25 protein-coding genes and 1 riboswitch are annotated in these 24,927 nt (G+C 75.6%); of the genes, 12 read left to right on the forward strand and 13 right to left on the reverse strand.

Annotated features, from left to right (window positions below):
- Nucleotides 1–26: 26 nt before the first annotated feature.
- Nucleotides 27–416, reverse strand: a complete 390-nt coding sequence (locus tag ACYVQV_RS06295; protein ID WP_461022418.1) for a TfoX/Sxy family protein — start codon at nt 414–416, stop codon at nt 27–29.
- Between the two features lie 120 nt (nt 417–536).
- Here ACYVQV_RS06295 and ACYVQV_RS06300 point away from each other — a divergent pair, with 120 nt between their 5' ends.
- On the forward strand, nt 537–818 hold the full coding sequence (locus ACYVQV_RS06300; protein WP_461022419.1) for a hypothetical protein: 282 nt from the start codon (nt 537–539) through the stop codon (nt 816–818).
- A gap of 155 nt (nt 819–973) precedes the next feature.
- Here the strand turns inward: ACYVQV_RS06300 and ACYVQV_RS06305 are convergent, their stop codons facing one another.
- Nucleotides 974–1,546 (reverse strand): TetR/AcrR family transcriptional regulator, encoded by a 573-nt coding sequence (locus tag ACYVQV_RS06305; RefSeq protein ID WP_461022420.1) that lies wholly within the window; start codon nt 1,544–1,546, stop codon nt 974–976.
- Between the two features lie 61 nt (nt 1,547–1,607).
- On the opposite strand from ACYVQV_RS06305, the gene ACYVQV_RS06310 reads away from it, so the two are divergent.
- Together ACYVQV_RS06310 and ACYVQV_RS06315 are read left to right on the forward strand one after the other, a co-directional pair.
- On the forward strand, nt 1,608–2,849 hold the full coding sequence (locus tag ACYVQV_RS06310) for an FAD-dependent monooxygenase (RefSeq protein ID WP_461022421.1): 1,242 nt from the start codon (nt 1,608–1,610) through the stop codon (nt 2,847–2,849).
- On the forward strand, nt 2,846–3,337 hold the full coding sequence (locus ACYVQV_RS06315; protein ID WP_461022422.1) for an LIC_13387 family protein: 492 nt from the start codon (nt 2,846–2,848) through the stop codon (nt 3,335–3,337). Before ACYVQV_RS06310 ends, ACYVQV_RS06315 begins: the two co-directional genes overlap by 4 nt.
- 11 nt (nt 3,338–3,348) lie before the next feature.
- Here the strand turns inward: ACYVQV_RS06315 and ACYVQV_RS06320 are convergent, their stop codons facing one another.
- On the reverse strand, nt 3,349–4,329 hold the full coding sequence (locus ACYVQV_RS06320) for a helix-turn-helix transcriptional regulator (RefSeq protein ID WP_461022423.1): 981 nt from the start codon (nt 4,327–4,329) through the stop codon (nt 3,349–3,351).
- Nucleotides 4,330–4,391: 62 nt separating this feature from the next.
- Here ACYVQV_RS06320 and ACYVQV_RS06325 point away from each other — a divergent pair, with 62 nt between their 5' ends.
- Both ACYVQV_RS06325 and ACYVQV_RS06330 read left to right on the forward strand, forming a co-directional pair.
- Nucleotides 4,392–5,627, forward strand: coding sequence for an epoxide hydrolase family protein (locus ACYVQV_RS06325; protein WP_461022424.1), 1,236 nt, complete (start codon nt 4,392–4,394; stop codon nt 5,625–5,627).
- Nucleotides 5,628–5,718: 91 nt separating this feature from the next.
- Nucleotides 5,719–6,297, forward strand: coding sequence for a hypothetical protein (locus tag ACYVQV_RS06330; RefSeq protein ID WP_461022425.1), 579 nt, complete (start codon nt 5,719–5,721; stop codon nt 6,295–6,297).
- 161 nt (nt 6,298–6,458) lie between these two features.
- Here ACYVQV_RS06330 and gdhA read toward each other — a convergent pair whose 3' ends face one another.
- On the reverse strand, nt 6,459–7,808 hold the full coding sequence (gdhA, locus tag ACYVQV_RS06335; RefSeq protein WP_461022426.1) for an NADP-specific glutamate dehydrogenase: 1,350 nt from the start codon (nt 7,806–7,808) through the stop codon (nt 6,459–6,461).
- A gap of 112 nt (nt 7,809–7,920) precedes the next feature.
- Nucleotides 7,921–10,845: an FAD-binding and (Fe-S)-binding domain-containing protein gene (locus ACYVQV_RS06340; RefSeq protein WP_461022427.1), complete on the reverse strand. Its 2,925-nt coding sequence runs from the start codon at nt 10,843–10,845 to the stop codon at nt 7,921–7,923.
- Nucleotides 10,846–10,994: 149 nt separating this feature from the next.
- Between ACYVQV_RS06340 and ACYVQV_RS06345 the strand changes: the two genes are divergently transcribed.
- The gene (locus tag ACYVQV_RS06345; RefSeq protein ID WP_461022428.1) at nt 10,995–12,560 is read left to right on the forward strand and encodes an alanine/glycine:cation symporter family protein; all 1,566 of its coding nucleotides are present in this window, start codon (nt 10,995–10,997) and stop codon (nt 12,558–12,560) included.
- Between the two features lie 31 nt (nt 12,561–12,591).
- Here the strand turns inward: ACYVQV_RS06345 and ACYVQV_RS06350 are convergent, their stop codons facing one another.
- The 5 genes from ACYVQV_RS06350 to ACYVQV_RS06370 all read right to left on the reverse strand — a co-directional run bounded on the left by ACYVQV_RS06350 (nt 12,592) and on the right by ACYVQV_RS06370 (nt 15,125).
- Nucleotides 12,592–13,530 (reverse strand): SdpI family protein, encoded by a 939-nt coding sequence (locus ACYVQV_RS06350; protein ID WP_461022429.1) that lies wholly within the window; start codon nt 13,528–13,530, stop codon nt 12,592–12,594.
- A gap of 128 nt (nt 13,531–13,658) precedes the next feature.
- A complete protein-coding gene (locus ACYVQV_RS06355) occupies nt 13,659–13,898 on the reverse strand; it encodes a hypothetical protein (protein WP_461022430.1) in 240 nt (79 codons plus the stop codon).
- Nucleotides 13,895–14,083: a hypothetical protein gene (locus ACYVQV_RS06360; RefSeq protein ID WP_461022431.1), complete on the reverse strand. Its 189-nt coding sequence runs from the start codon at nt 14,081–14,083 to the stop codon at nt 13,895–13,897. The genes ACYVQV_RS06355 and ACYVQV_RS06360 overlap by 4 nt, the downstream gene beginning before the upstream one ends.
- Before the next feature lie 140 nt (nt 14,084–14,223).
- Nucleotides 14,224–14,736 carry a hypothetical protein gene (locus ACYVQV_RS06365; RefSeq protein WP_461022432.1) on the reverse strand — a complete coding sequence of 171 codons (513 nt, stop codon included), beginning with the start codon at nt 14,734–14,736 and terminating at the stop codon, nt 14,224–14,226.
- The gene (locus ACYVQV_RS06370; protein ID WP_461022433.1) at nt 14,733–15,125 is read right to left on the reverse strand and encodes an STAS domain-containing protein; all 393 of its coding nucleotides are present in this window, start codon (nt 15,123–15,125) and stop codon (nt 14,733–14,735) included. The genes ACYVQV_RS06365 and ACYVQV_RS06370 overlap by 4 nt, the downstream gene beginning before the upstream one ends.
- 166 nt (nt 15,126–15,291) lie before the next feature.
- Between ACYVQV_RS06370 and ACYVQV_RS06375 the strand changes: the two genes are divergently transcribed.
- From ACYVQV_RS06375 to ACYVQV_RS06390, 4 genes are all read left to right on the forward strand, one after another.
- Entirely contained in the window at nt 15,292–16,011 is a 720-nt protein-coding gene (locus tag ACYVQV_RS06375; protein WP_461022434.1) for a winged helix-turn-helix domain-containing protein, read from the forward strand.
- A complete protein-coding gene (locus tag ACYVQV_RS06380; protein WP_461022435.1) occupies nt 16,008–17,471 on the forward strand; it encodes a HAMP domain-containing sensor histidine kinase in 1,464 nt (487 codons plus the stop codon). The genes ACYVQV_RS06375 and ACYVQV_RS06380 overlap by 4 nt, the downstream gene beginning before the upstream one ends.
- On the forward strand, nt 17,468–18,139 hold the full coding sequence (locus tag ACYVQV_RS06385; RefSeq protein WP_461022436.1) for a GerMN domain-containing protein: 672 nt from the start codon (nt 17,468–17,470) through the stop codon (nt 18,137–18,139). The genes ACYVQV_RS06380 and ACYVQV_RS06385 overlap by 4 nt, the downstream gene beginning before the upstream one ends.
- A 204-nt stretch (nt 18,140–18,343) precedes the next feature.
- Nucleotides 18,344–20,512, forward strand: a complete 2,169-nt coding sequence (locus ACYVQV_RS06390) for a diguanylate cyclase (RefSeq protein WP_461022437.1) — start codon at nt 18,344–18,346, stop codon at nt 20,510–20,512.
- Here the strand turns inward: ACYVQV_RS06390 and ACYVQV_RS06395 are convergent.
- Nucleotides 20,431–21,183 carry an SDR family oxidoreductase gene (locus ACYVQV_RS06395; RefSeq protein WP_461022519.1) on the reverse strand — a complete coding sequence of 251 codons (753 nt, stop codon included), beginning with the start codon at nt 21,181–21,183 and terminating at the stop codon, nt 20,431–20,433. The two genes, ACYVQV_RS06390 and ACYVQV_RS06395, sit on opposite strands and share 82 nt — an antisense overlap.
- 192 nt (nt 21,184–21,375) lie before the next feature.
- Between ACYVQV_RS06395 and ACYVQV_RS06400 the strand changes: the two genes are divergently transcribed.
- Both ACYVQV_RS06400 and ACYVQV_RS06405 read left to right on the forward strand, forming a co-directional pair.
- The gene (locus ACYVQV_RS06400) at nt 21,376–22,629 is read left to right on the forward strand and encodes a D-alanyl-D-alanine carboxypeptidase family protein (RefSeq protein WP_461022438.1); all 1,254 of its coding nucleotides are present in this window, start codon (nt 21,376–21,378) and stop codon (nt 22,627–22,629) included.
- Between the two features lie 202 nt (nt 22,630–22,831).
- Nucleotides 22,832–22,968: riboswitch (cyclic di-AMP (ydaO/yuaA leader) on the forward strand.
- Between the two features lie 20 nt (nt 22,969–22,988).
- Nucleotides 22,989–23,843, forward strand: coding sequence for a C40 family peptidase (locus tag ACYVQV_RS06405; RefSeq protein ID WP_461022439.1), 855 nt, complete (start codon nt 22,989–22,991; stop codon nt 23,841–23,843).
- 102 nt (nt 23,844–23,945) lie between these two features.
- Here the strand turns inward: ACYVQV_RS06405 and ACYVQV_RS06410 are convergent, their stop codons facing one another.
- Nucleotides 23,946–24,260: a hypothetical protein gene (locus ACYVQV_RS06410; RefSeq protein WP_461022440.1), complete on the reverse strand. Its 315-nt coding sequence runs from the start codon at nt 24,258–24,260 to the stop codon at nt 23,946–23,948.
- 206 nt (nt 24,261–24,466) lie between these two features.
- Nucleotides 24,467–24,910 carry an SRPBCC family protein gene (locus ACYVQV_RS06415; RefSeq protein WP_461022441.1) on the reverse strand — a complete coding sequence of 148 codons (444 nt, stop codon included), beginning with the start codon at nt 24,908–24,910 and terminating at the stop codon, nt 24,467–24,469.
- Nucleotides 24,911–24,927: the final 17 nt, after the last annotated feature.

The following is a 24,927-nucleotide window of genomic DNA, read 5'->3' on the forward strand; positions in this document are numbered from 1 at the left end:
CGGTCGTCAAGTTGAGTCTGCCACACTCAACTCTCGGGGCGGTTCTCGTGTTCCCGTCCGACACGGGTTCGCTTCCCCGGTCGGGTCACGCCCGCGCCGCTCGCGTGGAAGGACAGGGCTGCGGCGAGCCAGGGAGCCAGGTCCTCGTCCGTGCTCAGGACCGCCCGGTCGGCCGTGATCCACCCTTCGCCCATCGGCCGGCCCCTGCCCATCTCGGCCCGCGCGGCGCCCGGCCTGGTCAGGTGCTCGGCGTCCTCGGCGGGGTCGACCCGGACGAGCAGGCCTCCGCTCGAGGCACAGACGAGCATCCGCCCGTCCACCATGAACGCCAGCCCGCCGAACATGCGGACCTCGCGGACCTCGCGGTCGGCCAGCGCGGCGCGCACCCGCTCGGCGACCTCCGGGTCGTAACCCACGACGACTCATCTCGACGGCGGCGCGGCGGTCCGGAAGGGGCCTGTGGACAACTCCGGAGGCCGGATCCGCCGCCCCACCTAGCATCTGGCGACACATCCGTCCGGAGAAGGAGATCACGCATGGGAACCGCCACCTCGGCTCGCCGCCGCATCGCGCGCGGCGTCAGCATCGCCACGCTGACCGCAGTCGCCCTGGGAGGGGCCCTGGCGACGCCCGCGTCGGCCGCCAGGAGTCCCCGCTACGACACGATGGCAGAGTGCCGGGACGCCCAGCGGGCCTACGGCTCCACGTCGTTCGTCCGGATCACCAAGTCGTGCTACGGGATCGTCCCGCAGATCGCCCCGGGCGTCTGGGACCCCAACTACGTCGTGTACCAGTTCAACTACAAGTCGCGGTACTGACCGCCGTCGCGGCGACGCGCGAGTCGCCGCGCGACTCCGGTGCCCCGTGGTCGGCCTGACGGACGTCGAGGTCGCCCACGGGGCACCGAGCGTTGCGCGGGTCAGGTGGGCGGTGCGGGTCAGGTGGGCGGTGCGGGTCAGGTGGGCCGCGCGGGTCACCTGAGCGCCGCGCGGGTGAGCCAGCGGGCGACGGCGTCCAGGGACGCGCGGTCGACCGGTTCGGTGGCCTTCGCCCCCGCGACCCGCTCGAACAGCAGGCCGTCGACCGCGGCGACGAGCCACTCGGCGCGCTGCTGCGGGTCCGGGGCGCCGAGGTCGGCGAGGACCCGCCCGACCCCCTGCCGGATGCCGGCGCCACCGACGTGCAGAGCCGTCGCGAGGTCCGGTCGGCGCAGCGCCTCCAGGAACAGCTCGTAGCGGCCGAGCTGGCGACTGCGCTCGGTCGTCAGCCACCGGTGCAGCACCCCGGCCATCGCGTCGGCGAACGTCTCCTCGTCCCCGGCGCGCAGCAGCGGCGCGAGGACGGCGATGTCGTCCTCGTCCTGCCGGACCAGGTCGTCCAGGCACGCCTCCAGCAGCGCCGCCCGGCTCCGGAAGTAGTAGGACGTCGACCCGGCCGGCAGGTCGGCGGCACGGTCGACCGCGCGGTGCGTGAGCCCCCTCGCGCCGTCGGCAGCGAGCACCTCCAACGCCGCCCGGGCGATCTGGCGGCGGCGGTCCGTCTCCATGTGACCTGACTCTACCGGCGTAGAGTTGCCTCGAAGCCTCTACATTCGTAGAGTCATGGCCATGACCTCCTCCCCTACGGTCGGCCGCCCAGACCGTCGCGCCGCCGTCGTCGGCGCCGGCATCGGCGGCCTCACCACCGCCGTCGCCCTGCAGCGCGCCGGCTGGTCCGTCACCGTCCACGAACGGGCCGCGGCGCTCGAACCACTCGGCGCCGGGCTCGTCCTGTGGCCGAACGCCGTGCACGCCCTCGACGCACTCGGGCTCGGCGACGCCGTCCGCGAGCACGCCGCCGTCCTCGGCGGCACGGCGATCCGCCGCCCCGACGGGCGGCTCCTCGCCCGCACCCACGGCGCTGCGCTCGCCGCCCGGCACGGTGCACCTCTGCTGGGCATCGAGCGCGGCCACCTGCAGACCGGCCTCGCCGACGCGCTCGGCCCGGACGCCGTCCGCCTCGGCTCGGACGCCGTCCGCCTCGGCTCGGACGTCCACGACCCCCACGAGCTCGCTGCCGAGCACGACCTCGTGGTCGGCGCCGACGGCGTCCGGTCCCGCGTGCGCGCCGCCCTCTGGCCCGACCTGGCCGAGCCCGCGTACGCCGGGTACACCGCCTGGCGTGCCGTCGTCCGCGCCGACGTGCCCGTCCGCGAGGTCAGCGAGACGTGGGGCGTGCGCGAGCGGTTCGGGGTCGTGCCGATGGCCGACGGGCGCGTCTACGTGTTCGCCACGGCCACGGTGCCGGCCGGCGGAGCCACCGGCAGCGACGAGGAGGTCGCCGAGCTGCGACGGCGGTTCGGCCGCTGGCACGAGCCGATCCCCGCCCTCCTCGAGGCGCTCGCACCAGAGGCCGTGCTGCGTCACGACGTGCACGCCCTGCCGACGGTGCCCGACGTGCTCCACCGCGGCCGGGCCGTGCTGCTCGGCGACGCCGCGCACGCCATGGAGCCGAACCTCGGCCAGGGCGCGTGCCTCGCGGTCGAGGACGCCGTCGTGCTCGCCCACGAGCTCGGTGAGGACGCTGACGTGCACCAGGCGCTGGCCCGTTACAACGGCGCCCGACGGCCCCGGGTCGCCGCACTGAGCCGGCTGTCCGCGCGGATCGGGCGCGTCACGCAGCACACCGGGCCGGTCGGCGCCGCGGTCCGCGACACCGCCGCACGGCTCACGCCCCGGGGCGTCCTCCTGCGCGGTTCGGACCGGGCCGCGGGGTGGAGGCCACCGACGCCGCCACCGGGTGGGGGCGCCCACCCCGCGCACGACGCGCCGGGCGTGGCCGCGGACGACGACAGGGCGGGTCGACGGTGACCGCCGCAGCGGCACCGTCCCACGACGCGGAGCGGGTGCGGGGACGACGACCTCGGCACGTGCCGGTCGCCGTCGCCGGCTGGTGCCTCGTGGTCGCCGGAGCCGGGCACCTGACCGTCGCGGCCCTCGGTGCCCTGTCGCCCGTGCCCGACGGGGAGCGGGTGGCCCGGGCCGCGATGGACGCGACCACGGTCACCCTCGCCGGGATCGAGCGGAGCCTCTGGCAGCTGTTCACGGGGTTCAGCGTCCTGATGGGTCTCCTGCTGCTCGCGACGGGCGGCCTCCTCCTGCACGCCCTGCGACGCGCACCCGCGCTCGTCGACGAGTCGCGCGCCGCCCTGACGCTCCTGCTCGGCGTCCTGGCGGCCGGGTGGGTCACCTCGCTCCTGCTGCTGCCGTCGCCACCGATCGTCCTGCTCGGCGTCGCCGCGCTCGCCGTGGCACTGGCGCTGCGACACCCCTCGACCGGGGCCGGGGACCGAACGTAGGGCGGCGCCCGTCAGGGCGCCGAGCCTGGCCGACCGACCGGTGCCACCGCACGACGGCACCGGTCGGCCTGCGCGAGCAGCGCCTCGGCGAGCCCCGCGGGCCCGTCGACGAGGACGAAGTCGACGTCCAGCGAGGTGATCATCCAGACCAGCGCCGGGACGGCGTCCGCCCCCAGGTGCACCGCGCACGCGCCGTCAGCCACGGGTTCGACCGAGCCCATGCCCGGCCAGATCCGTGCCGCCACGGCGTCGGCCGGCTCGCCGACCCGGATCGTGGCCCGGTACGGCCAGGCACGCGCCGACAGGCCCCGCGACAGGTAGCCGACGACGTCCCCGTCCGGCGGCTCCCGCGGCGCGAACCGTGGACCGGTGGGCGCACGGGGCACCAGGCGGTCCACCCGGAAGGTGCGCCAGTCGTCGCGCTCGGTGTCCCAGGCGACCAGGTACCAGCGCCGCCCGTAGCCGACCAGGCGGTGCGGCTCCACCACCCGCCGGCTGGTCCGACCGTCGTGACCGGCGTAGTCCATGCGCAGACGCTCGTGCCGACGACACGCCTCGGCCACCTGCACGAGCACGTCCGCCGAGACCTGCGGCCCGGGGGGCGAACCCGCGCGGACGACGGCCTGGTCGAGCGTCTGCACCCGGTGGCGCAGCCGGGCCGGCAGGACCTGCCCGAGCTTGGTGAGCGCCCTCAGCGACGTCTCCTCGACCCCTGCGACCGACGCCGCGCTAGCGGTGCGCAGTCCCACGGCGACGGCCACCGCCTCGTCGTCGTCCAGGACGAGCGGCGGGGTGCTGGCGCCCGCGCCGAGCCGGTAGCCGGCCGCCCCGCGGGTGGTGTGCACCGGGTACCCGAGGCCCCGAAGGCGCTCCACGTCCCGCCGCACGGTGCGCGTGGTGACGTCGAGCCGCTCGGCCAGCTCGGCACCCGTCCAGCTGCGGCGGGCCTGCAGCAGCGTCAGCAGGCGCAGCAGCCGGGCCGTCGTGGACACGACGCAGAGCCTGCCACCGACTGCGGACAGAACCCGTCCTCACCCGGTGCCAGCGTGCAGGCATGACGACCACACCGCTCGAGCTCCGTCCCTTCCGCATCGACGTCCCCCAGGACGACGTCGACGACCTCCGACGCCGCCTGGCCGCCACCCGCTGGCCGGGTGAGCTGCCCGGCGTCGGGTGGAGCCGCGGCACCCCCCAGGCGTACCTGCAGACGCTGGCCGGCTACTGGGGCTCCCGCTACGACTGGCGAGCCGCGGAAACCGCCCTCAACGCCTGGCCGCAGTACCTCGCCGACGTCGACGGCCAGCGGCTGCACGTCCTGCACGTGCCCTCACCCGAGCCGGACGCCACGCCGCTGCTCCTGCTGCACGGCTCGTGCAGCACGTTCGCCGACTTCCTCGACGTGGTCGGACCGCTCACCGACCCGCGCTCGCACGGCGGGGACCCCGCGGATGCCTTCTCCCTGGTGGTCCCGTCCATGCCGGGCTTCGGCTTCTCGACGCCGCTGGCCGGACCGGGGATGGACGCCGGCCGCACCGCCGGCGTCCTCGCCTCGCTGATGGCCGGGCTCGGGTACGACCGGTACGTCGTCCAGGGCGCCGACACCGGTGCTTTCGTCGCCCCCGAGGTCGGCCGGGTCGACGCCGCGCACGTCCTCGGGGTGCACCTGAACGCCGCCATCACGTTCCCGGTGGGTGAGGGCGAGGCCGACGCCCTCAGCGGTGAGGACAAGGCGCGCTGGGACCGGATGCAGGCCTACAACGACGGCTACCTCCAGATCCTGTCGAAGTCGCCGCAGACCGTCGCGTACGCGCTGACCGACTCACCCGTGGGCCAGCTCGCGTGGATGGTCGAGCTCTTCCAGCGGCTCAGCGACCTGCCGGCGGACGCCGCGCCCGAGGACGCCCTCGACCGCGACCGGATGCTCACCGGCGTCTCCCTCTACTGGTTCACGCGCACCGCCGGGTCGTCGGCGCAGGTGTACTTCGAGGCGATGAACCCGGCGGCGTGGGGCGGCGGGGTCGACGGTGGGGCCGGCGGCTGCTGCGGCACCACGGACAGCGGGGCCGGCGCGGAGGGCTGGGCCGAGGTGGGCGGTTGGGCCCCCGAGCGCGGAACCGTCCCCACCGCCTTCCTGCTGTCCGCCAACGACGTCACCGTCCGGACGTTCGCCGAGCGGGACCACCACGTCGTCCGCTGGACGGAGCTCGACCACGGCGGGCACTTCCTCGCGCTCCAGCGGCCCGACGCGCTCGTCGAGGACGTGCGGGCCTTCGTCCGGTCGCTGCGGTGACGCGTCCGGCGCCAGGGCGGCAGATGGTCCCCGTTGCGGCTCGGCGAATCCGGCGGCGCGGGTCGGGTCCGGTGTGCCACTCTCTGCGCCCATGACCCAGACACCCTCCGACGGCCCGCCCGCCTACCCCTCGGCCCCGCAGAGCGGGCCACCCGCCTACCCGTCCGGTGACCCGAGCAGTCGCGGGGAGTACCCGCCCGCACCGGGCCCGGCCTCCCGTCCCAAGCCGCTCGACCTCGCCGTCCGGTTGATGTACGCCGGCGCCGGGCTCGCGCTGCTGTCGATCCTGGTCCCCTTCGTGCAACGGGACCTCATGCGCGACATGATCGAGGAGCAGTCCGCCGGCACCCCCGGCTACGACCCGAGCACGCTCGACACCCTGGTGACCTTCACGCTGGTCATCGCGACCGTCGTGGGTCTGATCGGTGTGGTGCTGTGGGTTCTCAACGCCGTGTTCAACGCCCGCGGCAAGAAGTGGGCGCGCATCCTCAGCACCGTGCTCGGCGGGCTCTCGATCCTGTCGTTCCTCGGCTCGTTCGCCCAGCCCACCACCGGTCTGGCCATGGCTCTCGGCGGACTGCAGGTGCTGCTCGCGGCGGCGATCATCTGGCTGCTGTGGCGGCCCGAGTCGTCGCGGTACTACGACGCGATGAGCGCCCCCCGCTACTGACACGACCCATCCGCCGCGCGCGACGGGGCGGTCACACGGCGCGTCGCGTCGGGTGACCGCCCCGACTCCGTCCGACCCGCGCCCGCACGTTGGTGGAAAGGTGGGGTCAGGACGGGCTCGGGGACCGCAGGTTGGTGGAAAGGTGCGGGCCGGGGGGCGGGTCAGATGACGCCGAGGGCCAGCATGGCGTCGGCGACCTGGGTGAAGCCGGCGATGTTGGCACCGGCGACGTAGTCCCCCGGGCGGCCGTACTCGTCGGCGGTCTCGGCGCACCGGTCGTGGATGCCGCGCATGATCTCCGCCAGCCGCTCCTCGGTGTGCTCGAACGACCACGAGTCGCGGGAGGCGTTCTGCTGCATCTCCAGGGCGCTGGTCGCGACACCGCCGGCGTTCGCGGCCTTGCCGGGCGCGAACAGGACGCCGGCCTCGGTGAGCACGCGGACGCCGTCCGGGGTCGTGGGCATGTTGGCGCCCTCGGCGACGACGCGGCAGCCGCCCCGCACCAGCGCCTGCGCGTCCTTGCCGGTCAGCTCGTTCTGCGTCGCCGACGGCAGGGCGACGTCGCACGCGACGTCCCAGATCCGACCGTCCTCGACGTACCGGGCGCCGTTGCCCCGCTCCTTGACGTAGTGGCTGATCCGCTCCCGGCGGACCTCCTTGAGGTCCTTGACGAGCTCGACGTCGATCCCGGACTCGTCCACGACGAAGCCGTTCGAGTCCGAGCAGGCGACGACGACGCCGCCGAGCTGGTGCACCTTCTCCATCGCGTAGATCGCGACGTTCCCGGACCCGGAGACGACGACCTTCTTGCCGTCGAACGACTCGCCGCGGGTGGTGAGCATCTCGTCGACGAAGAACACCGTGCCGTAGCCGGTCGCCTCGCGGCGCACCTGCGAACCGCCCCACGTCAGGCCCTTGCCGGTGAGCACCCCGGACTCGTAGCGGTTCGTGATCCGCTTGTACTGGCCGAAGAGGTAGCCGAGCTCGCGCCCACCGACGCCGATGTCACCGGCGGGAACGTCGGTGTACTCGCCGAGGTGGCGGTACAGCTCGGTCATGAAGGACTGGCAGAACCGCATGACCTCGCCGTCGGAGCGGCCCTTGGGGTCGAAGTCCGACCCGCCCTTGCCACCGCCGATCGGCAGCGCGGTGAGCGAGTTCTTGAAGATCTGCTCGAAGCCGAGGAACTTCACGATGCCCAGGTAGACGCTGGGGTGGAAGCGCAGGCCCCCCTTGTACGGGCCCAGCGCGGAGTTGAACTCGACGCGGAAGCCGCGGTTGATCTGGACCGTGCCCGCGTCGTCCACCCACGGCACCCGGAAGATGATCTGCCGCTCCGGCTCGCAGATCCGCTCGATGACGGACGCCTCGGCGTACTCGGGGTGCTTGGCCACGACCGGGCCGAGGCTGTCGAGCACCTCGCGCACGGCCTGGTGGAACTCGTCCTCGCCGGGGTTGCGACGGAGCACCTCGGCGTAGATCGGCTCCAGCTTCTCGTCCAGCGCGGCCACGGCGCTCCTTCCGGTGGTGACGGTCGTGCTCGCCCGGCGAGGGTAACCCGTCCCACTCCCCGGACCGAATGTCCGCAGTCCGGACGACGGCACGGCGGCTCCGCTGACGGCGTCAGTCGGTCAGGTGCCGGGCCAGCAGCTCCGCCAGGTGCTCGCCGGAGCGGCCGGCGAGGTCGTCGAGCTGCGTGCGGCAGCTGAACCCGTCGGCGAGGACCACGTCGTCCGGCCCCGCCCCGCGGACCGCGGGCAGCAGCTGGTGCTCGGCGACCTGGACGGACACGTCGTGGTGCCCCCGCTCGACCCCCCAGTTGCCGGCCAGGCCGCAGCACCCGCCCAGGCGCTCGACGTCCACCCCGGCCCTGCGCAGCAGCGCAGCGTCCGCGGCCCAGCCCATCACCGCGTGGTGGTGGCAGTGCGGCTGCGCGACCCCGGTCGTGCCCGTCAGGTCCGGCGGCGTCCAGCCGGGGGTGCGGCCGAGCAGCTCGGCGAGGGTGACGGTCGCGGCGGCGACCTCGCGGGCGGCCGCCACCTCCGCGTCGTCCAGCAGCTCGACCGCGTCGGCGCGCAGGACCCCGGTGCACGACGGTTCCAGCCCGACGACGGCGGCGCCCGAGCGCACGTGCGGGAGCAGGGCCGCCACGGTCGCGCGCACCCGGGTGCGCGCGGCGTCGAGCTGCCCGGTGGACACCCAGGTCAGCCCGCAGCACACGTTCTCCCGGGTCAGCGACACGCGGTACCCGGCGTCCTCCAGCACCGCGACGGCGGCACGACCGACCTGCGGGGAGAACGCGTCCGTGAACGTGTCCACGAACAGCACCACGTCCCCGTGCGGCGCGGCGGCACCGGCCCCGCCGGAGCCCGTTCGGGCACGCGCAGCGAACCACTGTCGGAACGTCTCGGGGGCGAGCTGCGGCAACGACCGCCGCCGGTCCACCCCCGCCGCCCACGTCACCACCGGGTGCAGCGCCCGCGAGCGCAGCGACGCGTTCGCCACCGCCGTCACCCACCGGGGCAGCCGCGCCAGCAGCCGCGTCCAGCGCGGCAGCCAGCCCAGGGCGTAGTGCGACCGGGGCCGCAGCCGCCGCCGGTAGCGCTGGTGCAGCGCCTCGGCTTTGTACGCCGCCATGTCGACGCCCGTGGGGCAGTCCGCGGAGCAGCCCTTGCAGGACAGGCACAGGTCGAGGACGTCGTGCACCGCCTGCGTGCGGAAGCCGTCCGGACCGAGGTGGCCGGCGACGACGTCCTGGAGCACCCGGGCGCGCCCGCGGGTCGTGTCCTTCTCCTCCCGGGTGGCCAGGTAGCTCGGGCACATCACCCCGCCCCCGGCGGTGGTGTCGGCGCGGCACTTGCCGACCCCGGTGCACCGGTGCACGGCCATCGACAGGTCGCCGCGGTCGTGCCGGTACCCCAGGCGCAGCGACGGCAGCTCGGCCCGGCGCACCGGGTGGGCCTGCGCGACGCGCACGTCGTCGTCCACCGCCGCCGGCCGGACGATGACCCCGGGGTTGAGGACGTCGTCGGGGTCGAGCACCGCCTTGACCCGCTCGAACAGCGCGATCGCCTGCGGCGAGTACATCAGCGGCAGCAGCTCACCGCGGGCCCGGCCGTCACCGTGCTCACCGGACATCGACCCGCCGTGCGCGGCGGCGAGCCGGCCCGCGTCGTGCAGGAAGTCGCGGAAGACCGTCGTCCCACCGGCCGCGTCGAGGGGGAAGTCGATCCGGATGTGCACGCACCCGTCACCGAAGTGCCCGTACGGCAGGCCGGTCAGGCCGCGGTCGGCCATCAGCGCCTCGAACTCGCGCAGGTAGGCGCCCAGCGACGCCGGGGGGACGGCGGCGTCCTCCCAGCCGGCGTGCGCGGGGTCCCCGGCCGGGGTTCGCGCGGACAGCCCCGCGCCGTCCTCGCGGATCCGCCACAGCGCCGCGGCCTCCACCGCGTCGGTGACGACCCGGGAGCCCAGCGCGCCGACGGAGCTGGCGAGCCGGGTGGCGGCGTCGGCGACGGCGGCCTCCTCGTCCCCGACGAGCTCGACGAACAGCCAGCCCCCGCCGCGCGGCAGCTCGGGCACGGCGCCCGGTCCCCTCCGGGTCCGCACCACGTCGACGATCCGCGCGTCCATCCCCTCGCACGCCACCGGCCCGTGCGGCAGCACCGCGGGGACGGCGTCCGCGGCCTCGGCCATCGACGGGTAGCCCAGGACGACGAGGACGCGGACCGGCGCGTCGGCGACGAGCCGCACCCGGGCGGCCAGGGTCAGCGCGAGCGTGCCCTCGCTGCCGACGAGAGCGCGCGCGGCGTCGAACCCGTTCTCGGGCAGCAGGTGCTCCAGCGAGTAGCCGGAGACCTGCCGGGGGAACCGCCCGAGCTCGGTGCGGATCGTGGCCAGGTCGGCGGAGACCACGTCGCGCAGCGCGTCCAGCACCGGCGACGAGGACGACGGGGCGGACGCCGGCCCCGTCACGCCACCCAGCCGGAGCCGGGCGCCGGTGCCGGTGACGACGTCGAGCCCGGTGACGTTGTCGCTGGTCCGCCCGTAGCCCAGGGCGCGCGACCCGCACGCGTTGTTGCCGACCATCCCGCCGATCGTGGCGCGGTTGTGCGTCGACGGGTCGGGGCCGAAGCGCAGGCCGTGCCGGGCGGCCTCGCGCTGCAGGTTCGCCTGCACCACACCCGGTTCGACGAGGGCCGTGCGGCTCTCCGGGTCGACCTCGAGGACCCGGTTCAGGTGCCGGCTGACGTCGACGACGACCCCCGGCCCGACGGCGTTGCCGGCGATCGACGTCCCCGCTCCGCGGACGGTCAGCGGGACGCCGGCCTCGCGGCAGACCTGGAGGGCCGCCACGACCTCGTCGGTGTGCCTGGGGACGACGACCGCGCGGGGCGGCACCCGGTACAGGGAGGCGTCGGAGGAGTAGAGCGAGCGGCTGAGCGGCGAGTCGTCGACGTCGCGCAGCCCCGCGGCCCGCAGGGCGGCGACGAGCCCGCCGTCGTCGTCGCGGGGCGTACCGGACCGGCGGACGGTGGGCGCGCTCACGGCGTCGAGCGTACGAGCCACCGGTCGCGCCACGCGGACCCGCCCGGCTGCTGGACGCCGTCCCGCCGCCCGTCGGTGCAGGTCACGGACACGTGACGGACGGCGGCTCGTCTTGCCATCCGGGCAGCCACGGTGTTCGCTGCGTTGACATGTCGCCCACGTCACACCTCGTCAGCAGCGTCGCCGACGACGACCGGGCCGGTTGGCTCAGCGCCACCGAGGACGCCATCAACAGCGTCTTCGAGCCGGTCACCGAGTGGGCCACGAAGATCGTGTTCTTCGAGGTCACCATCGCCGGCGCCACCTTCCCCATCGTCGCCCTGTGGCTCGTCACCGCAGCGGTCATCTTCACCCTCTACTTCGGGTTCATCCAGTTCCGCGGGTTCAAGGTCGCGACCGAGGTGGTCCGCGGTCACTACTCGACCGCCGACGACCCGGGCGAGGTGCCGCACTTCCACGCCCTGACGTCGGCGCTGTCCGGCACGGTCGGGCTCGGCAACATCGCCGGCGTCGGCGTGGCCGTCGCGCTCGGCGGTCCCGGCGCCACCTTCTGGATGATCGTCGCCGGCCTGTTCGGCATGTGCACGAAGTTCGCCGAGTGCACGCTCGGCGTGAAGTACCGCCAGGTCCACGAGGACGGCACGGTCAGCGGCGGCCCGTTCCGCTACCTGCCGGTGGCGTTCAAGCGCTTCGGGCGGATCCCGTCCGCCGGCCTCACCGGCCTGTACGCCGTCGCGATCATCATGTTCGGTGTCGCGGGCGGCAACATGTTCCAGGCCAACCAGACGTTCGCCCAGGCCCGGGAGGTCACCGGCGGCGCGGACGGCTTCCTCGGCAACGACGGGGCGGCGCTGCTGTTCGGTCTCGGCCTCGCCGGCCTGATCGCCCTGGTCATCATCGGCGGGATCCGCTCCATCGGCGTCGTCACCAGCCGGCTCGTCCCCGCGATGGCCGCGGTCTACGTGACCGCCTGCCTCGTCGTCATCCTCGGCAACCTCGGCCACGTGCCCGCGGCCTTCGGCGAGATCGTCACGGGCGCCTTCTCCCCCGAGGGCGTCGGCGGCGGCGTCATCGGGGTGATGATCGTCGGCTTCCAGCGGGCGGCGTTCTCCAACGAGGCCGGGCTGGGGTCGGCAGCCATCGCCCACTCCGCGGTGAAGACCCGCAGGCCGGTCAGCGAGGGCTTCGTCTCCATGCTCGAGCCCTTCGCCGACACCGTCATCATCTGCACGATGACCGCCCTGACGATCATCATCGCGAACCCGGCGAGCTACCTGGCCGCCCGCGACGAGGTCGCCGAGACCGGCGGCACCACCGCGGACGGCGTCGTCCTGACCTCGGACGCCTTCGAGACCGTCCTGCCGTGGTTCCCGGTCGTCCTCGCGGTGGCCGTCGCGCTGTTCGCGTTCTCGACGCTCATCACCTGGAGCTACTACGGCCTCAAGGCGTGGACGCACCTGTTCGGCCGGTCCACGTTCTCGGAGAACCTCTACAAGGTCGTGTTCTGCCTGTTCACGGTCACGGGCACGGTGCTGACCTTCAGCGAGGTGCTCGGGTTCGCCGACGCGATGCTCTTCGTCTGCGCCTTCGTCAACCTGCTCGGCGTCTACCTGCTCCTGCCGGTGGTCAAGCGGGAGATGCGCAAGTACCTCGAGGACCGCAAGGCGGGGACGCTGCGCGAGCTCGGCGAGGAGACGCCCAGCACCACCGCCTGACCGGTCGCCGCGGCGCGGCCGGTCAGGCCGGCTAGACCGATCGCGCCGCGGCGACCAGGGCGGCCAGGACCCGTGCGGCCCCCTCGGGGTCGTCGACGGTGACCAGCACGTCTGGCTCGTCGACGCGGCGCACGCGCAGCGCCGTCCCGCTGCGGGTCAGGAAGGCCCGCCGGCCGTCCAGCCCGACCCGCGAGCCCCAGCCGCCGAACTCGGCGAAGGCCTGGACCTGCGTCACGTCGGCCGACTCCACCCGCTCCAGCGGCACCCGCACGACGGGGGCCACCCCGGCCGCGCGCACGAGCAGCCCCCGGTGGTCGACGCGCACCGTGGCCGACGCGCAGAGCAGGACGACGGCCCCGACGACGAGCGGGACGACGGCGACCCACACGTCGAGCAGCGCCGTCGCGACGGCGAGGGCCACGGTGACGACGACCACCACGAGCTGCGCGCGACGTCCCACGCCGGCGGTGCCCGTCCACACCTCGCGCTCGGACGGCGGCACGGTCAGACCCGCCCGGTCAGCGGGCAGGAGCGGCGCGGGCACCCGCAGCGACCACCCCGCCAGGGTCCCGACGGCGGCGCCCACGAGCAGGGCGAGGGGCACCAGCGGCCCCGGACCGGGCGCGAGCGCCGCGTCGTCCAACCCGGCCTGCCGCAGCGTGCTGCCGTAGACGAGGACGCCGAGACCCACCGGCGTGCCCACGCCGAAGCCGGCCACGGCGCCCCGCGCCGAGCGGGGGGCGACGGCCGTCACCGCGGTCAGCACCAGGACGAGGGGCGCGAACAGCACCGCCGTCGTCCACAGGCTGTCCGCGAGCGGTGAGAAGCCGTCCGGCCCGGAGGTGCCCCAGTGGGTCGCGACGGGCTCGGGCAGGCGGTCGGCCTGTGACCGCACCACCAGCGTGCCGGCCAGCGCCGTACCGGCCGCGGCGAGTGCCGGTGCGGCGACGGCCAGTCGGGACCTCGGCATGACGGCTCTCCCCGGGTGCGGGTCGGTGGACCCGCCCAGGGGTACCGCACGTGGGGGCCGCGCGTCGAACGCCGACCCGAACGGGTGGTCAGCCCCGCCGGCCAGTGCGGTAGGTCAGGGTCGGCCGGTCAGCCCCGCGCGCGCCGCCGGTGCGGCGACCTGGCGACCGCGCCGGTCCCGCCGACGGCCCCGGGGCCGCGGGCCGCCCACAGCAGGACCGTCGCCGCCCCGATCATCACGGCCAGGCCGACGGCCACGGCACCGAGGACGTCCGGGTCCAGGCCGGCGACCGGCGCCTCCCGCCCCATCGTCAGCACGCCGGCCACCGCCAGCACCGTGCTGGACAGGACGGCCAGCACCGAGCTCACAGCGCGTCCTCCACCACCAACGTCGCGTCGCTGGCCCGCGCCGCGATCTCGTCGAGGTCGAGCAGCCGGTTGGCGGCGGCGGAGGCCGCGGCCTCGTCGCCGACGGCCTCGGCGGCGGCCAGCTGGCGCTTGGCGAGGGCGGCCTGGTCGGCCACCTCACGGAGGAACGCTGGGCTGGTGGTCATGGGTCCCCTCCTCGGAGCGGGTCGGGTGCGCCGGTGGCGCGGTGCCTGGTCGGTGACGGTCGTCGTCGTCGTGGCTGTCGTCGTCGTGGCTGTCGTCGTCGGGGTCATCGGGACGGTCGTCGTCAGGGGGGCGTCTCGCCTCATCGGCCGGCGCCCTCCGCACCCAGCACCGCGACCGCCGCGGCGCCGACGTCGCTCTCGGCCATCAGCTCGGCGAGCAGCCCGTCCGGGTCGTGCGCCCCCAGCCGCCGCGGCGAGTGCGCCAGCACCCCGCCCAGCCCGCTCGGCAGCTGCCCGAGGGCCTCGGCGGAGCAGAGCACCAGCACGTCGCCGCAGTGCGCCTGGGCCCGGCCGTCGGGCTCGGTGCCGGTGGGGAGCAACCGGGCGCCGTGCTCGCCGACGAGCAGCGCGGGCGGGCTGGCGTGCGAGGTGACCCGCACCCCGCCGTCCTCCAGCAGCTCGACCCGGGTCGCGTCGTCGTCCGTCCCGGTGTCCCCCACGCTGACCCGCACGCCGCCGGGCACGCGCTCCACGCTGACCGACCCGTCCCGCCGGGTCAGCGTGTCCACGTGCCACGTGCCCCGGACCTCGTGCGGGGACGGCGGCGTGCGGGTGCTCAGCACAGGCAGCGCCTGCGTCAGGACGATGCTCATCGGACCTCCCGGGCCCTCGGCCCCGGCTCGATGTCGAAGACGTCACCCAGACCCGAGCGGGTGAGGGTGGTGAGGCTGTCGCTGGTCGCCCCGCGCACGACGACCGTGCCGCCCCGCGCGCGGCAGTGGCGCTTGGCCCACAGCAGCGCGGCGACGGTGCCCGAGGACAGCCGGCTCAGCCGGGACACGTCCACGACGACGGTGCGACCGCCGTCCAGGAGGTGCGCGCTGACCGCCGTGCGCAGCCGGTTCAGCGCCTCGACCGGGCTGCCCTCGTCGAGGTGGACGACGGTGGAGCCGGTCGCCCGGCCCGTCACCGGGTCGCTCGCCCCACCGCGGGGGCGACCCACGCCTCGGGGGCCCGTGGGCCTGCCTGCCAGGACCGACACGTCGTCCTCCTCCCGTCACCTCGACGGGCCACCTCGGCCCGGCCCTCCGAGCGTGGACGCCGCGTGTTGCGTCCGTCCGCACGGTTCCTTTGCGGTTCCGTGACGGATCGGCGGCGCATCGTGACGGGCGTCGGGCGCCCGCCCGGCCGGCTGGCACGATGGGCGGGTGGTCGCGCGCCTGCTGGTGGTGGAGGACGACGACGGCATCCGCGCCGCCGTCCGGCTCGCCCTGCTCGACGAGGGCTACGAGGTGCTGGACGCCGCGAGCGCCGAGGACGCCCTGGACCTGCTGAAGGGGCAGGACGTCGACCTCATGCTCGTCGACCTCATGCTCGGCTCGGGCATGGACGGCTTCAGCTTCATCCGGTCCGTGCGCCCCGAGCACGACGCGCCGGTGATCGTGCTGAGCGCCCGCAACGACACCCACGACATCGTGGCGGCCCTCGAGGCCGGGGCGGACGACTACGTCACCAAGCCGTTCGAGCTGAAGGAGGTCACCGCCCGGCTGCGCGCGCTGCGGCGCCGGGGCCGGCGCGCGGCGGAGGCGGCGACCCCGCAGAACGCGCCGTCGGACAGCGGGGTCGTGCTCGACTCCGACGGCCCGCTGGTGCTGGACCCGCGGGCCGGGCGGGTCCGGCGCGGCGACCAGGACGTGCACCTGACCGTCACCGAGTTCCGGCTGCTCACCGAGCTCGCCTCCCCGCCCGGGCGGGTGCTCAGCCGGCAGGCGCTGCTGTCGAGCGTGTGGGACCGGGGGTTCTTCGGGGACGAGCGGATCGTCGACGTCCACGTCCGGCGGCTGCGCACGAAGATCGAGACCGACCCGTCCCACCCGCGCCTCGTCGTCACGGTCCGGGGTCTGGGGTACCGGCTGGACCCGCAGTGAGCCGGCGGTTCCGGGGCCGCTCCCTCGGGCTGCGCAACCAGGTGACGGTGTCGTTCGCCGCCGGGGCGCTGGCCCTGTCGGCCGTGCTCTCCGGCGGCACCTACCTGGTGGCGCGCCAGTACCTGCTCGACCAGCGGGAGAGCGCCGCGCTCGGGCAGGCGTTCGCGGACGCCTCGTACGTGCGCGACGGGCTGCTGACGGCGGGCCGGCCCGTCGCCGACGCGCTCGGCACCGTCTCGCCGCCGTCCGACACGGTCGTCCTCGTCCAGCGCGGCGGCGAGTGGTACACGACGTCCCTGCGGCCCCGGGTCGAGGTGGTGCCCAACGCGCTGCAGGACACCGTCGCCGCGGGCAGCGCCGGGTTGGCGTGGACGACCGTGGACGGCGTCCCCGCGGTGGCCGTGGGCGTGCCCGTGCCCGCGGCGCAGGCCCGCTTCTACGAGGTCACCGTCACCGCCGAGCTGCAGCGCACGCTCACCACCCTGGGGTGGGTGCTCACGGCGTTCGCGGTGCTCACCACCCTGGCCGGCGCTCTGCTCGGCCGGTGGGCGTCACGGCGGGTCCTGGCCCCCCTGGACGACGTGGCCGGCGCCGCGGCGCGGATCGCCGGCGGCGACCTGGGCACGAGGCTGCCGGGCACCGACGACCCCGAGCTGGTGACGATCGTCGGGTCCTTCAACGCCATGGTCGACGCGCTGTCGGAGCGGATCGAGCGCGACGCGCGCTTCACCGCGGACGTCAGCCACGAGCTGCGTTCGCCGCTGACCACCCTGACCACCAGCGTGCAGCTGCTGCGTGCCCGCGAGGACGAGATGCCGCAGCGCTCCCGCGAGGTGCTCGACCTGGTCGACACCGAGCTGGTCCGGTTCCGCTCGGCCCTGGACAACCTGCTCGAGCTCGGCCGGCTCGACGCGGGGACCGCCCGGGACCTGCGCGCGGAGGTCGACGCCACCCACCTGGTGCGCGGCGCCTGCGAGCTGAGCGGACGCGACCCCGGCCTGGTGCAGGGGCCGGAGGCCGTCCTGCCCGTGCTGGTGGACAAGCAGCAGATGGCCCGGGCGGTGGTCAACCTGCTGGAGAACGCCGACCTGCACGGGGACGGGGTCACGGCGGTGACGGTCCGCGGCGACGAGGGGTCGGTCCTGGTCGAGGTGGACGACGCCGGGCCGGGCGTGCCCGAGGCCGACCGGGAGCGGGTCTTCGAGCGGTTCGTGCGGGGCGGGTCCCGCGCCTCGCGCCCCGGGACGGGGCTGGGGCTGAGCCTCGTGTCCGAGACGGTGCGCGCACACGGCGGGACGGTGTGGTGCGAGCCCGGCCCGGCCGGCGGGGCGCGGTTCACGATCCGGCTGCCCCGGGCGGACGTCGCCCCGCCCGTCGCCGACCTCGAGGCACCGGAGCCGCGTCCCGGCCCTCGCGACCTCGTCGCCGACCCGGGTGAGCGCACGGGGGCCGGCTCGTGAGGCGGCGCGCGGGTCAGCGGGTCCTCGCCCTCGTGGTCGCGGCCGGGTGCCTGGCCGCGTGCGGGGCGCCGCACGAGGGCCGGAGCCGGTCGCTGGAGCCCACCCAGGTGCCGTACGGGCTGCTCAACCCGCCACCGGCCCCGACCGCGTCGCCCACCGACGCCCCGCCCGGTCGCACGGTGCCGCAGGTGTACCTGCTCGACGCGGACGACCGGCTCGTCCCGCAGGCCTCCACCGTCGACGCGACCGGTCTGCGCTCGGTGGCCCGGCAGGTGCTCGCCCAGCTGGCCGCCGGACCGACGGAGAGCCAGCGCCGCGCGGGCCTGTCCAGCGCTCTCGGCCCGGAGGTCACCCTCGAGCTCCTGGAGATCGAGGGGACCACCGCGACGGTCGAGGTGGAGCTGCCGACCCGCGAGCCGTCCGCGGACCGGCTGCCGCTCGCGGTGGGCCAGATCGTGCTGTCCCTGACGTCCGTGGCGGGTGTCGAGTCGGTGCGCCTCGTGCAGGACGACGAGCGGGTGGCGGCCGTCCTGCCGGGTGGTAACCGGGCCGAGGGCGCCGTGCGGGCGACGGACTACCTGCCGCTGCTGGCACCGGGCGTGCAGCCCCCCGCCCCGGCCGATCCCGGGCCGGCCACCACACCGCTGCCGGGACCGACCGGGAGCTGAACGCCGGCGCCCCACCGCGACGTCCGCACCGGACGTGCCTGCCGCGCCGTCCGGTGGTTTGCTGTCCCGCGGTCGCCTCCGGGGCGGTGATCACGACGGGCACCCGTCCGGGTGCTCTCGCCCCGTCCGGGTCAGGATCGCGTGCCGACCTGACGACGGGGACCACAGGCGGCCGGGTGCCGTGGGCGGTCGAAGGGATGTCGGGTGGACGGAGTGGCTCGGCACGGACGCCGCGCCTCCGTCACGATGCTGCGGCGCGACGCCGAGCTCGCGGCGGGGCCGAGCGCCATCCTGCTCGTCTACCTCCTGCTGACCTGGGAGCGCGGTCCCCACCGCCCCCTGATGGTGTCGCTGGCGACGGTGTTGGTGCTCGTCGCCCTGGCCGCCAGGGCCGGCGCGCGGAGGATCGCGCGCGGGCCGCTGGCCCGCGTCGTCCCGCCGTGGCTGGCCCTGTCCCACCTGCTGCTGTTCACGCTCATGGCCCACCTCGAGGGCGGTGTCACCAGCCCGCTCGGCGTGCTGCCGTGGACCGGGCTGGTGCTCGTCTCGCTGGTCGCCACGTGGCGCCGGTTCGTCGGCTACGTCGCCCTGACCGGCGTCCTGTACTGGGCGGTCGCCCTGTCGGACCCTGACGTCGCGTGGTCGCGCGCCACGACCTACACCGCGGCGTTCGTCTTCGTGGCGACGGTGTGCGCCGCCCACGCCCACGCGCTGCGCTCGCTGCGCACCCGGCTGGTGGACGTGGCCAGCATCGACCCGCTCACCGGTTGCCTGAACCGGCGGGCGTTCGACGGGCGGCTGGGCCAGGAGGCAGCCCGCTGCCGGCGCACCGGCGACTCGTTCGTGCTCGTGCTGTTCGACCTGGACCGGTTCAAGGAGGTCAACGACACCCACGGCCACGCCGCGGGTGACGCGCTGCTGACCTGGACGTCCCGCACGCTGCGTGAGGGGGTGCGGGACCACGACCCGGTCGGACGGCTGGGCGGCGACGAGTTCGCCGTCCTGCTGACCGGGACCGCCCGCGAGCCCGCCGCCGTCGCGGCGCAGCGGCTGCGCGCCGAGCTGTCGCAGCGCACGCCGTCGAGCGTCGGCTGGGCCCGGTACCCCGCCGACGGCGAGGACGTCGAGGAGCTGCACCGGGTCGCCGACGCCCGCCTCTACGAGGACAAGTCCCTGCGGGACCGGCCGGAGGTGCCTGACCCCGTCGACGGGCTGACCGTCGAGGCCCCACGGTCACCGCGCATCGCGGCGACCGAGCGCAGAGCCCGCGCCCTGGCCCAGCTCGGCTGGTTGACGGTCGGCAACTTCAGCTTCGGCGCGTTCTACGCCGTGGCGTTCTCGGCGCCGGCGGCCCGCGGCGCCCTGCTCGTCGTCGCGACCGTCGGGGTCCTCGCCGGGTTCGTCACCACCCGGGTCGCTCCGGCCGTGGTCCGTGGCCGGCACTCGCTGCTGGCGTCCCTGGTCTTCTCCGCGGTCCAGGGCGGGTTGGCGACGGCGTTCGTCGTCGTCGCGGGCGGTGTCACCTCACCCACGTCGATCGGCCTGATCAGCATGCTCCCGCTGGTGGCGCTGAGCTCTCCGCGACGGCTCGCCGCCCCGGTCGGGACGACGTTCGTCGCCGTGTACCTGGCGGTGGCGCTGCTGGTGGGCGCCCCGAGCGGGTGGCACGTCTTCGCCGACCTGGCCGCCTTCCTCGGCATGACGGTGGCCTGCGGCATGCACGGCCACGTCGCCGCGGGACAGCGACGCCGGCTCACCGTCCTGTCGCGGACCGACGGGCTGACCGGCTGCCTGAACCGGCGGGGTTTCGAGGAGCGGCTGCGGGAGGCGCTGTCCCGGGCGCGTCGGACGGAGGAGCCGCTGTCGCTGCTCCTGCTCGACCTCGACGGCTTCAAGCAGGTCAACGACACCCAGGGCCACGCGGCGGGGGACGACCTGCTGCGCTGGGTCGCGCAGACGGCGTCCGCCGGCCTGCGTGCCGGGGACGGGGTCGGCCGGCTCGGCGGCGACGAGTTCGCGGTGCTGCTGCCGGGTTGCGGCGCGGACGACGCCCAGGTGCTCGGGGTCCGCCTCCAGTCGGCCCTGGCGGCGCGGACCGGCGTGAGCGTCGGGGCGGCGACGCTGGGTGTCGACGGCGCGGACCTCGAGGCCCTGTACCTGCAGGCGGACCGCACCCTGTACGCCCAGAAGACCTCCCGGACGGCCCGCCGGCTCGCTCCCGTGGACGACGTCCGGCCCGTGGACGACGGCCGTGGTCCCGTGGACGACGGCTGCGGGCCTGGCCGACCGGGTCAGACCATGCGGGCCACGACCCGCAGCGGCAGCACCCGCAGGGCCAGCGAGACCGGGGCCCACGGCCAGCGCGGGACGTAGGCGCGCGCCGGTTCGCGCTCCATCGCCGCCACCAGCGCGCGGCAGCCGGTCTCGGTGTCGACGACGAACGGGATCCGCCGCAGCCCCTCGTTCATCTCCGAGCGGATGTAGCCGGGGTACAGGGTCGTCACGGCGATCGGCGTGCCGAGGGTCTCGGCCCGGACGCCCTCGGCGAGCGTGGCGAGCGCGGCCTTGGACGCCGAGTACGCCGTGACGTTGCGGGGCATCCCCCGCACCGCGCCGACGGACGACACCACGACGAGGTGCCCGTGCCCCTGGGCGCGGAAGGCCTCCATCGCCGCCTCGACCTGGGCGTGCGCACCGAGCACGTTCGTCCGCAGGGTCTGGGCGTTCGCCCGCCACCCGCCGGTGCCGACGGGCTGCCCCTTGCCCAGCCCGGCGTTGACGACCACCCGGTCGATGGTGCCGAGCTCCTCACGGAACGACGCGAAGACGTCCATCACCTGCTCGGGGTCGTCGACGTCCAGCCGGCGGACGGCCACCCGCACGCCGGGGTGGGCGTCCAGCAGCTCGGCGCGGAGCTCGTCGAGGCGTTCGGTGCGCCGGGCGCACAGGGCGAGGTCGCGCCCGCGGGCGGCGAGCTCGCGGGCCATCCCGCGGCCCAGCCCGGAGCTGGCCCCGGTGACGAGGACGGTGCGGCGCAGTGGCACGGGGACCTCCGGGAGGCGGGCGGGGACGGTCTCGGGCTGGTGGTGGACCGCACCCTCCCAGATGGCCACCGCGGGCGCGACGGGGGACGCCCGCGCCGGCGACGCCCGGGTGAGCACCCGGGCAGGCGCCTGCCCGGGTGCTCACCCGGGCAGGGGGTCAAGGTGGGGCCGCGACGTGACGATGGCTGCGGTGTGCCCCTTCCCCACCGGCCGGTGCGCCGCTCGCTGACGTGCCTGCTGACCGCGTCCGCGCTGCTCGCGGGTGCGCTGCTGGCCGCGCCCGTCGTGGGCGACCCGTCCGCGGGGCCCTCGGGCTCCGCGGCCTTCGCGGCGTCGTCGGCGTCGTCGGCGTCGTCGGCGCGGCAGGAGGCCGACAGGCTGCGGTCCGAGGCCACCCGGCAGCAGGACGACGTCCGGTCGGCGGAGGACAGGCTCGCGGAGCTGGCGGCGGCGTCCAACGCCGCGCTGGAGCGCTACGAGCGCGCGGAGCAGGCGCTGGACGTCGCGCGCGCGGACCACTGGACGCAGAGCGAGCGGCTGGCGCACGCGCAGGACGCCGCCGCCCGGTCCCGGGGTGACCTCGGCCGCTGGGCGGCGCAGGCGTACCGCAGCTCCGGCGGCACCGACCTGGACGGCGTCGTCCAGGTCCTGCGCGCCGAGGACGCCGAGGACCTCCAGCTGCGGTTGATCACCCTGGAGCGCCTGGGGCGGGTCCGTGACGCCGCGCTGACGCAGGCTGCCGACGCCCAGGAGGTCCAGGACGACGCGGCGCGCCAGGCGGAGGACTCCGCCCGCGCCGCGTTGGAGCTGGCCGCCGCGGCCGACGAGGCCCGGCTGGAGAGCGAGCGCCTCGTCGCCGAGCAGCGCGCCCTCGTGACGACGCTCGCGGAGCGGGCGACGAGCGCGGCGGACGCCGCGGCGCGGGCGGACGCGGAGGCGGCCCGGCTGGAGCAGGCCCGCGCGCTGGTCGCCGGCCAGCCGGCCGTCACGGCCGACCTCACCCAGTCGGTCACGGGTGCGGTCGGGGAGTGCCGGGGAGGGGACCTGCGCGGCTACGCCAACGGCACGATCCCCGCCTCCGCCCTGTGCCCGGTCTGGGGTGCCAGCGGGCACCTGCTGCGGGCTGACGCCGCGTACGCGTTCGAGCAGCTCGCGAAGGCCTACGCCGCCGAGTTCGGCGCGCCGGTCTGCGTGACGGACTCCTACCGCTCCTACGAGGCGCAGGTGCGCGTCAAGGCCAGCAAGCCGCGCCTCGCCGCGACACCTGGCACCAGCAACCACGGCTGGGGCAAGGCCCTGGACCTGTGCGGGGGCATCCAGCGGTTCGGCACGCCCGAGCACCGGTGGATGCAGGTGCACGCGCCGCTGCACGGCTGGTTCAACCCCGGGTGGGCGCAGCAGAACGGCACCAAGCCGGAGCCGTGGCACTGGGAGTTCGCGGGCTGAGCCCGCCGCCGACGACCCGTCGCGACGCGCCCCGACACGAGACCGCAAACACGCCGTCACCCGTTCGGTGCATCGCCGAGTCCATTTCGTGACATCGATGTGACCTACGGTCGCTGGTCACGTACTCTCAGTGTTGCCGGTCGGGGACACCGCCCGGCCCCGCGGGCGGCTCGCCGAACCCTGTCACCGCCCGAGGGTCCGTCCGAGATCCGCACGACAGGGGCGGGGGAACCACTTCCGGGCCCAGCACCACCGGGTCCTCGGGGTGAAGCCTCGAGTCCTCAGGGACGACAGGCCGGGTGACACCTCCCACCCGAACCCGACAGCTCACCTCGTAGGCGTGGACCGAGGTACCGAACGTGTCCAGCCGTGCCACCGCGCGCCACCGCGCCGCCAGTCGCCCCACCACCCCGCTGACCGTCCTCGTCGAGGTCGTCTCCGCCAACGCCACGACGATGACCCGTCGCTCCGCGGTCGTCGCCGCGTCCTCCGGCCTCGTCGTCACGATGGGCCTGCCGGCCGCGACCGCCACCCCGCTCACCGACGGCGGCTCCACCGCCGGCCAGGACGTCGACGCGCCGGCCGACCAGGTCGCCGAGGTGACCGCCCCCGAGGCCGGCACCGAGACCAGCACCGACGCCGGCACCGGGGCCGTCGCCACCGTCAGCGTCCCCGCGGACGCCGCGGTCACCTTCGCCGGCGCCACCCTCACGAGCGTCACGCCCCCGCCGCCGCCCCCGCCGCCGCCCGCGCCGGTGGAGGAGGCCGACGAGGACGAGGCGTCCGGGGCCCGCCAGGACCGCCCCGCCCGCGCGTCCCGCTCCGAGCGGTCCGCCGCCGCCGACTCCGGCAGCCAGTCCGCCACGCGCCCGTCCGCCAGCGAGGCCGCGGGCTCCGTGCTCGCCGTCGCCGAGCGGTACGTCGGGACCATGTACCGCTACGGCGGCACCACGCCCGAGGGCTTCGACTGCTCGGGCTTCACGCAGTACGTCTACGCCCAGCTCGGCGTCTCCCTGCCGCGCACCTCGTCGGCCCAGGCGCAGGCCGGCCGCCGCGTGCCGGCGTCCGAGGCCCGTCCCGGTGACCTCGTCTGGACGCCCGGCCACATCGGCATCTACGCGGGCGGCAACATGATGTACGACTCCCCGCGCACCGGTAAGGCCGTCGCCAAGCGCGAGATCTGGTACACCCCCACGTTCATCCGCGTGGGCTGAGCCCCGGCCGGTGCGCCCGGCGCTCGACGACGGCCCGGCGGGTTGACCCGCCGGGCCGTCGTCGTGCCGGTCGTCGTGCCGGTCGTCGTGCCAGGGCCCGGGTCAGCCGGCGCAGCGCACGCACACCTGGCTGCCGTCGCGACGCAGGACCAGCCGGTGCCCCTGCGCGCAGCGGGCGGCCTTCAGCCGGACGACCAGCTCGGCGACCGAGGGCGACTCGTACTCCGGCCGGCCGTCGACCTCGCGGCGCTCCAGGCCACCCTGCAGGGCCCAGCTCTCGAGCACGTGGGGCTCCACGCCCACCTGCTCGGCGGCCTCCTGCGGCGAGAGCCACCGGTCACGGCCCACCGGCACGGGCGGCTCGGGGACGTCGTCGCGCACCAGGCGCAGCGGGGGGCGGGACGCGGACGTGCTCACGTGCTCCTCCAGGCGGGCACCGTCACCCGGTCACGGGTGCCGGCACCGGTCGGTGTCGGTGGCCTCGCTGCTGGACCGTCTGGGACCTTACCCAGGCCGGGACGAGGCAACCTCCCGAGCCGCGCGCCGTCCCGGGCACCCTCGGCGGGCACCGCGGCCGGTCCGCGCCCGGTCCGCGGATGTCGTCGCGTCCTGCCGTTCCGTGGTCAGCGCCGTTCCAGGACGGCGCACAGGCGCCGCAGGTCCCTGCGGTTCGCGCGACGCACCGCGGCGGCCAGCGCCGGGGCGGCCACCCCGGCGAAGCCGCTCGGCTCCCCCCGGTTGCGCAGGGTCATGCGCGTCCGCCCGCGGCCCTCGTCGGCCCACGTGTACGTCGTCTCCATCGGGAACGGCCCGGCGTCGGTGCTCATCACCAGGCGCTCACCGGGGACGAGCTCGCGGACCACGTACGTGTAGGCGAGCGCCCGGCCGAGGAAGCGGGCCCGGAAGTCGACCTCCGTGCCCACCGCGAGCGGCGGTCCGGTGCGCCAGGTGACGGCGTCGATGGCGTCGTACCAGCGGGGGGCGTTGGACGGGTCCGCCGCCCACGCCGCGACCTCGTCCCGCGGCCGAGCCACCACGACGGTGGTCTCGACGTCCACCCGTCCCACGTCGTCGAGCGTAGCCC

It is taken from the genome of Thalassiella azotivora, from assembly GCF_054781695.1.

Bases quoted from the DNA above. Each gene is read 5' to 3' on its own strand.
- ACYVQV_RS06310 (WP_461022421.1), top strand. From the start codon at position 1,608: ATGACCTCCTCCCCTACGGTCGGCCGCCCAGACCGTCGCGCCGCCGTC.
- ACYVQV_RS06330 (WP_461022425.1), top strand. From the start codon at position 5,719: ATGACCCAGACACCCTCCGACGGCCCGCCCGCCTACCCCTCGGCCCCG.
- ACYVQV_RS06360 (WP_461022431.1), bottom strand. From the start codon at position 14,083: ATGACCACCAGCCCAGCGTTCCTCCGTGAGGTGGCCGACCAGGCCGCC.
- ACYVQV_RS06300 (WP_461022419.1), top strand. From the start codon at position 537: ATGGGAACCGCCACCTCGGCTCGCCGCCGCATCGCGCGCGGCGTCAGC.
- ACYVQV_RS06325 (WP_461022424.1), top strand. From the start codon at position 4,392: ATGACGACCACACCGCTCGAGCTCCGTCCCTTCCGCATCGACGTCCCC.
- ACYVQV_RS06345 (WP_461022428.1), top strand. From the start codon at position 10,995: ATGTCGCCCACGTCACACCTCGTCAGCAGCGTCGCCGACGACGACCGG.
- ACYVQV_RS06305 (WP_461022420.1), bottom strand. From the start codon at position 1,546: ATGGAGACGGACCGCCGCCGCCAGATCGCCCGGGCGGCGTTGGAGGTG.
- ACYVQV_RS06350 (WP_461022429.1), bottom strand. From the start codon at position 13,530: ATGCCGAGGTCCCGACTGGCCGTCGCCGCACCGGCACTCGCCGCGGCC.
- ACYVQV_RS06365 (WP_461022432.1), bottom strand. From the start codon at position 14,736: ATGAGCATCGTCCTGACGCAGGCGCTGCCTGTGCTGAGCACCCGCACG.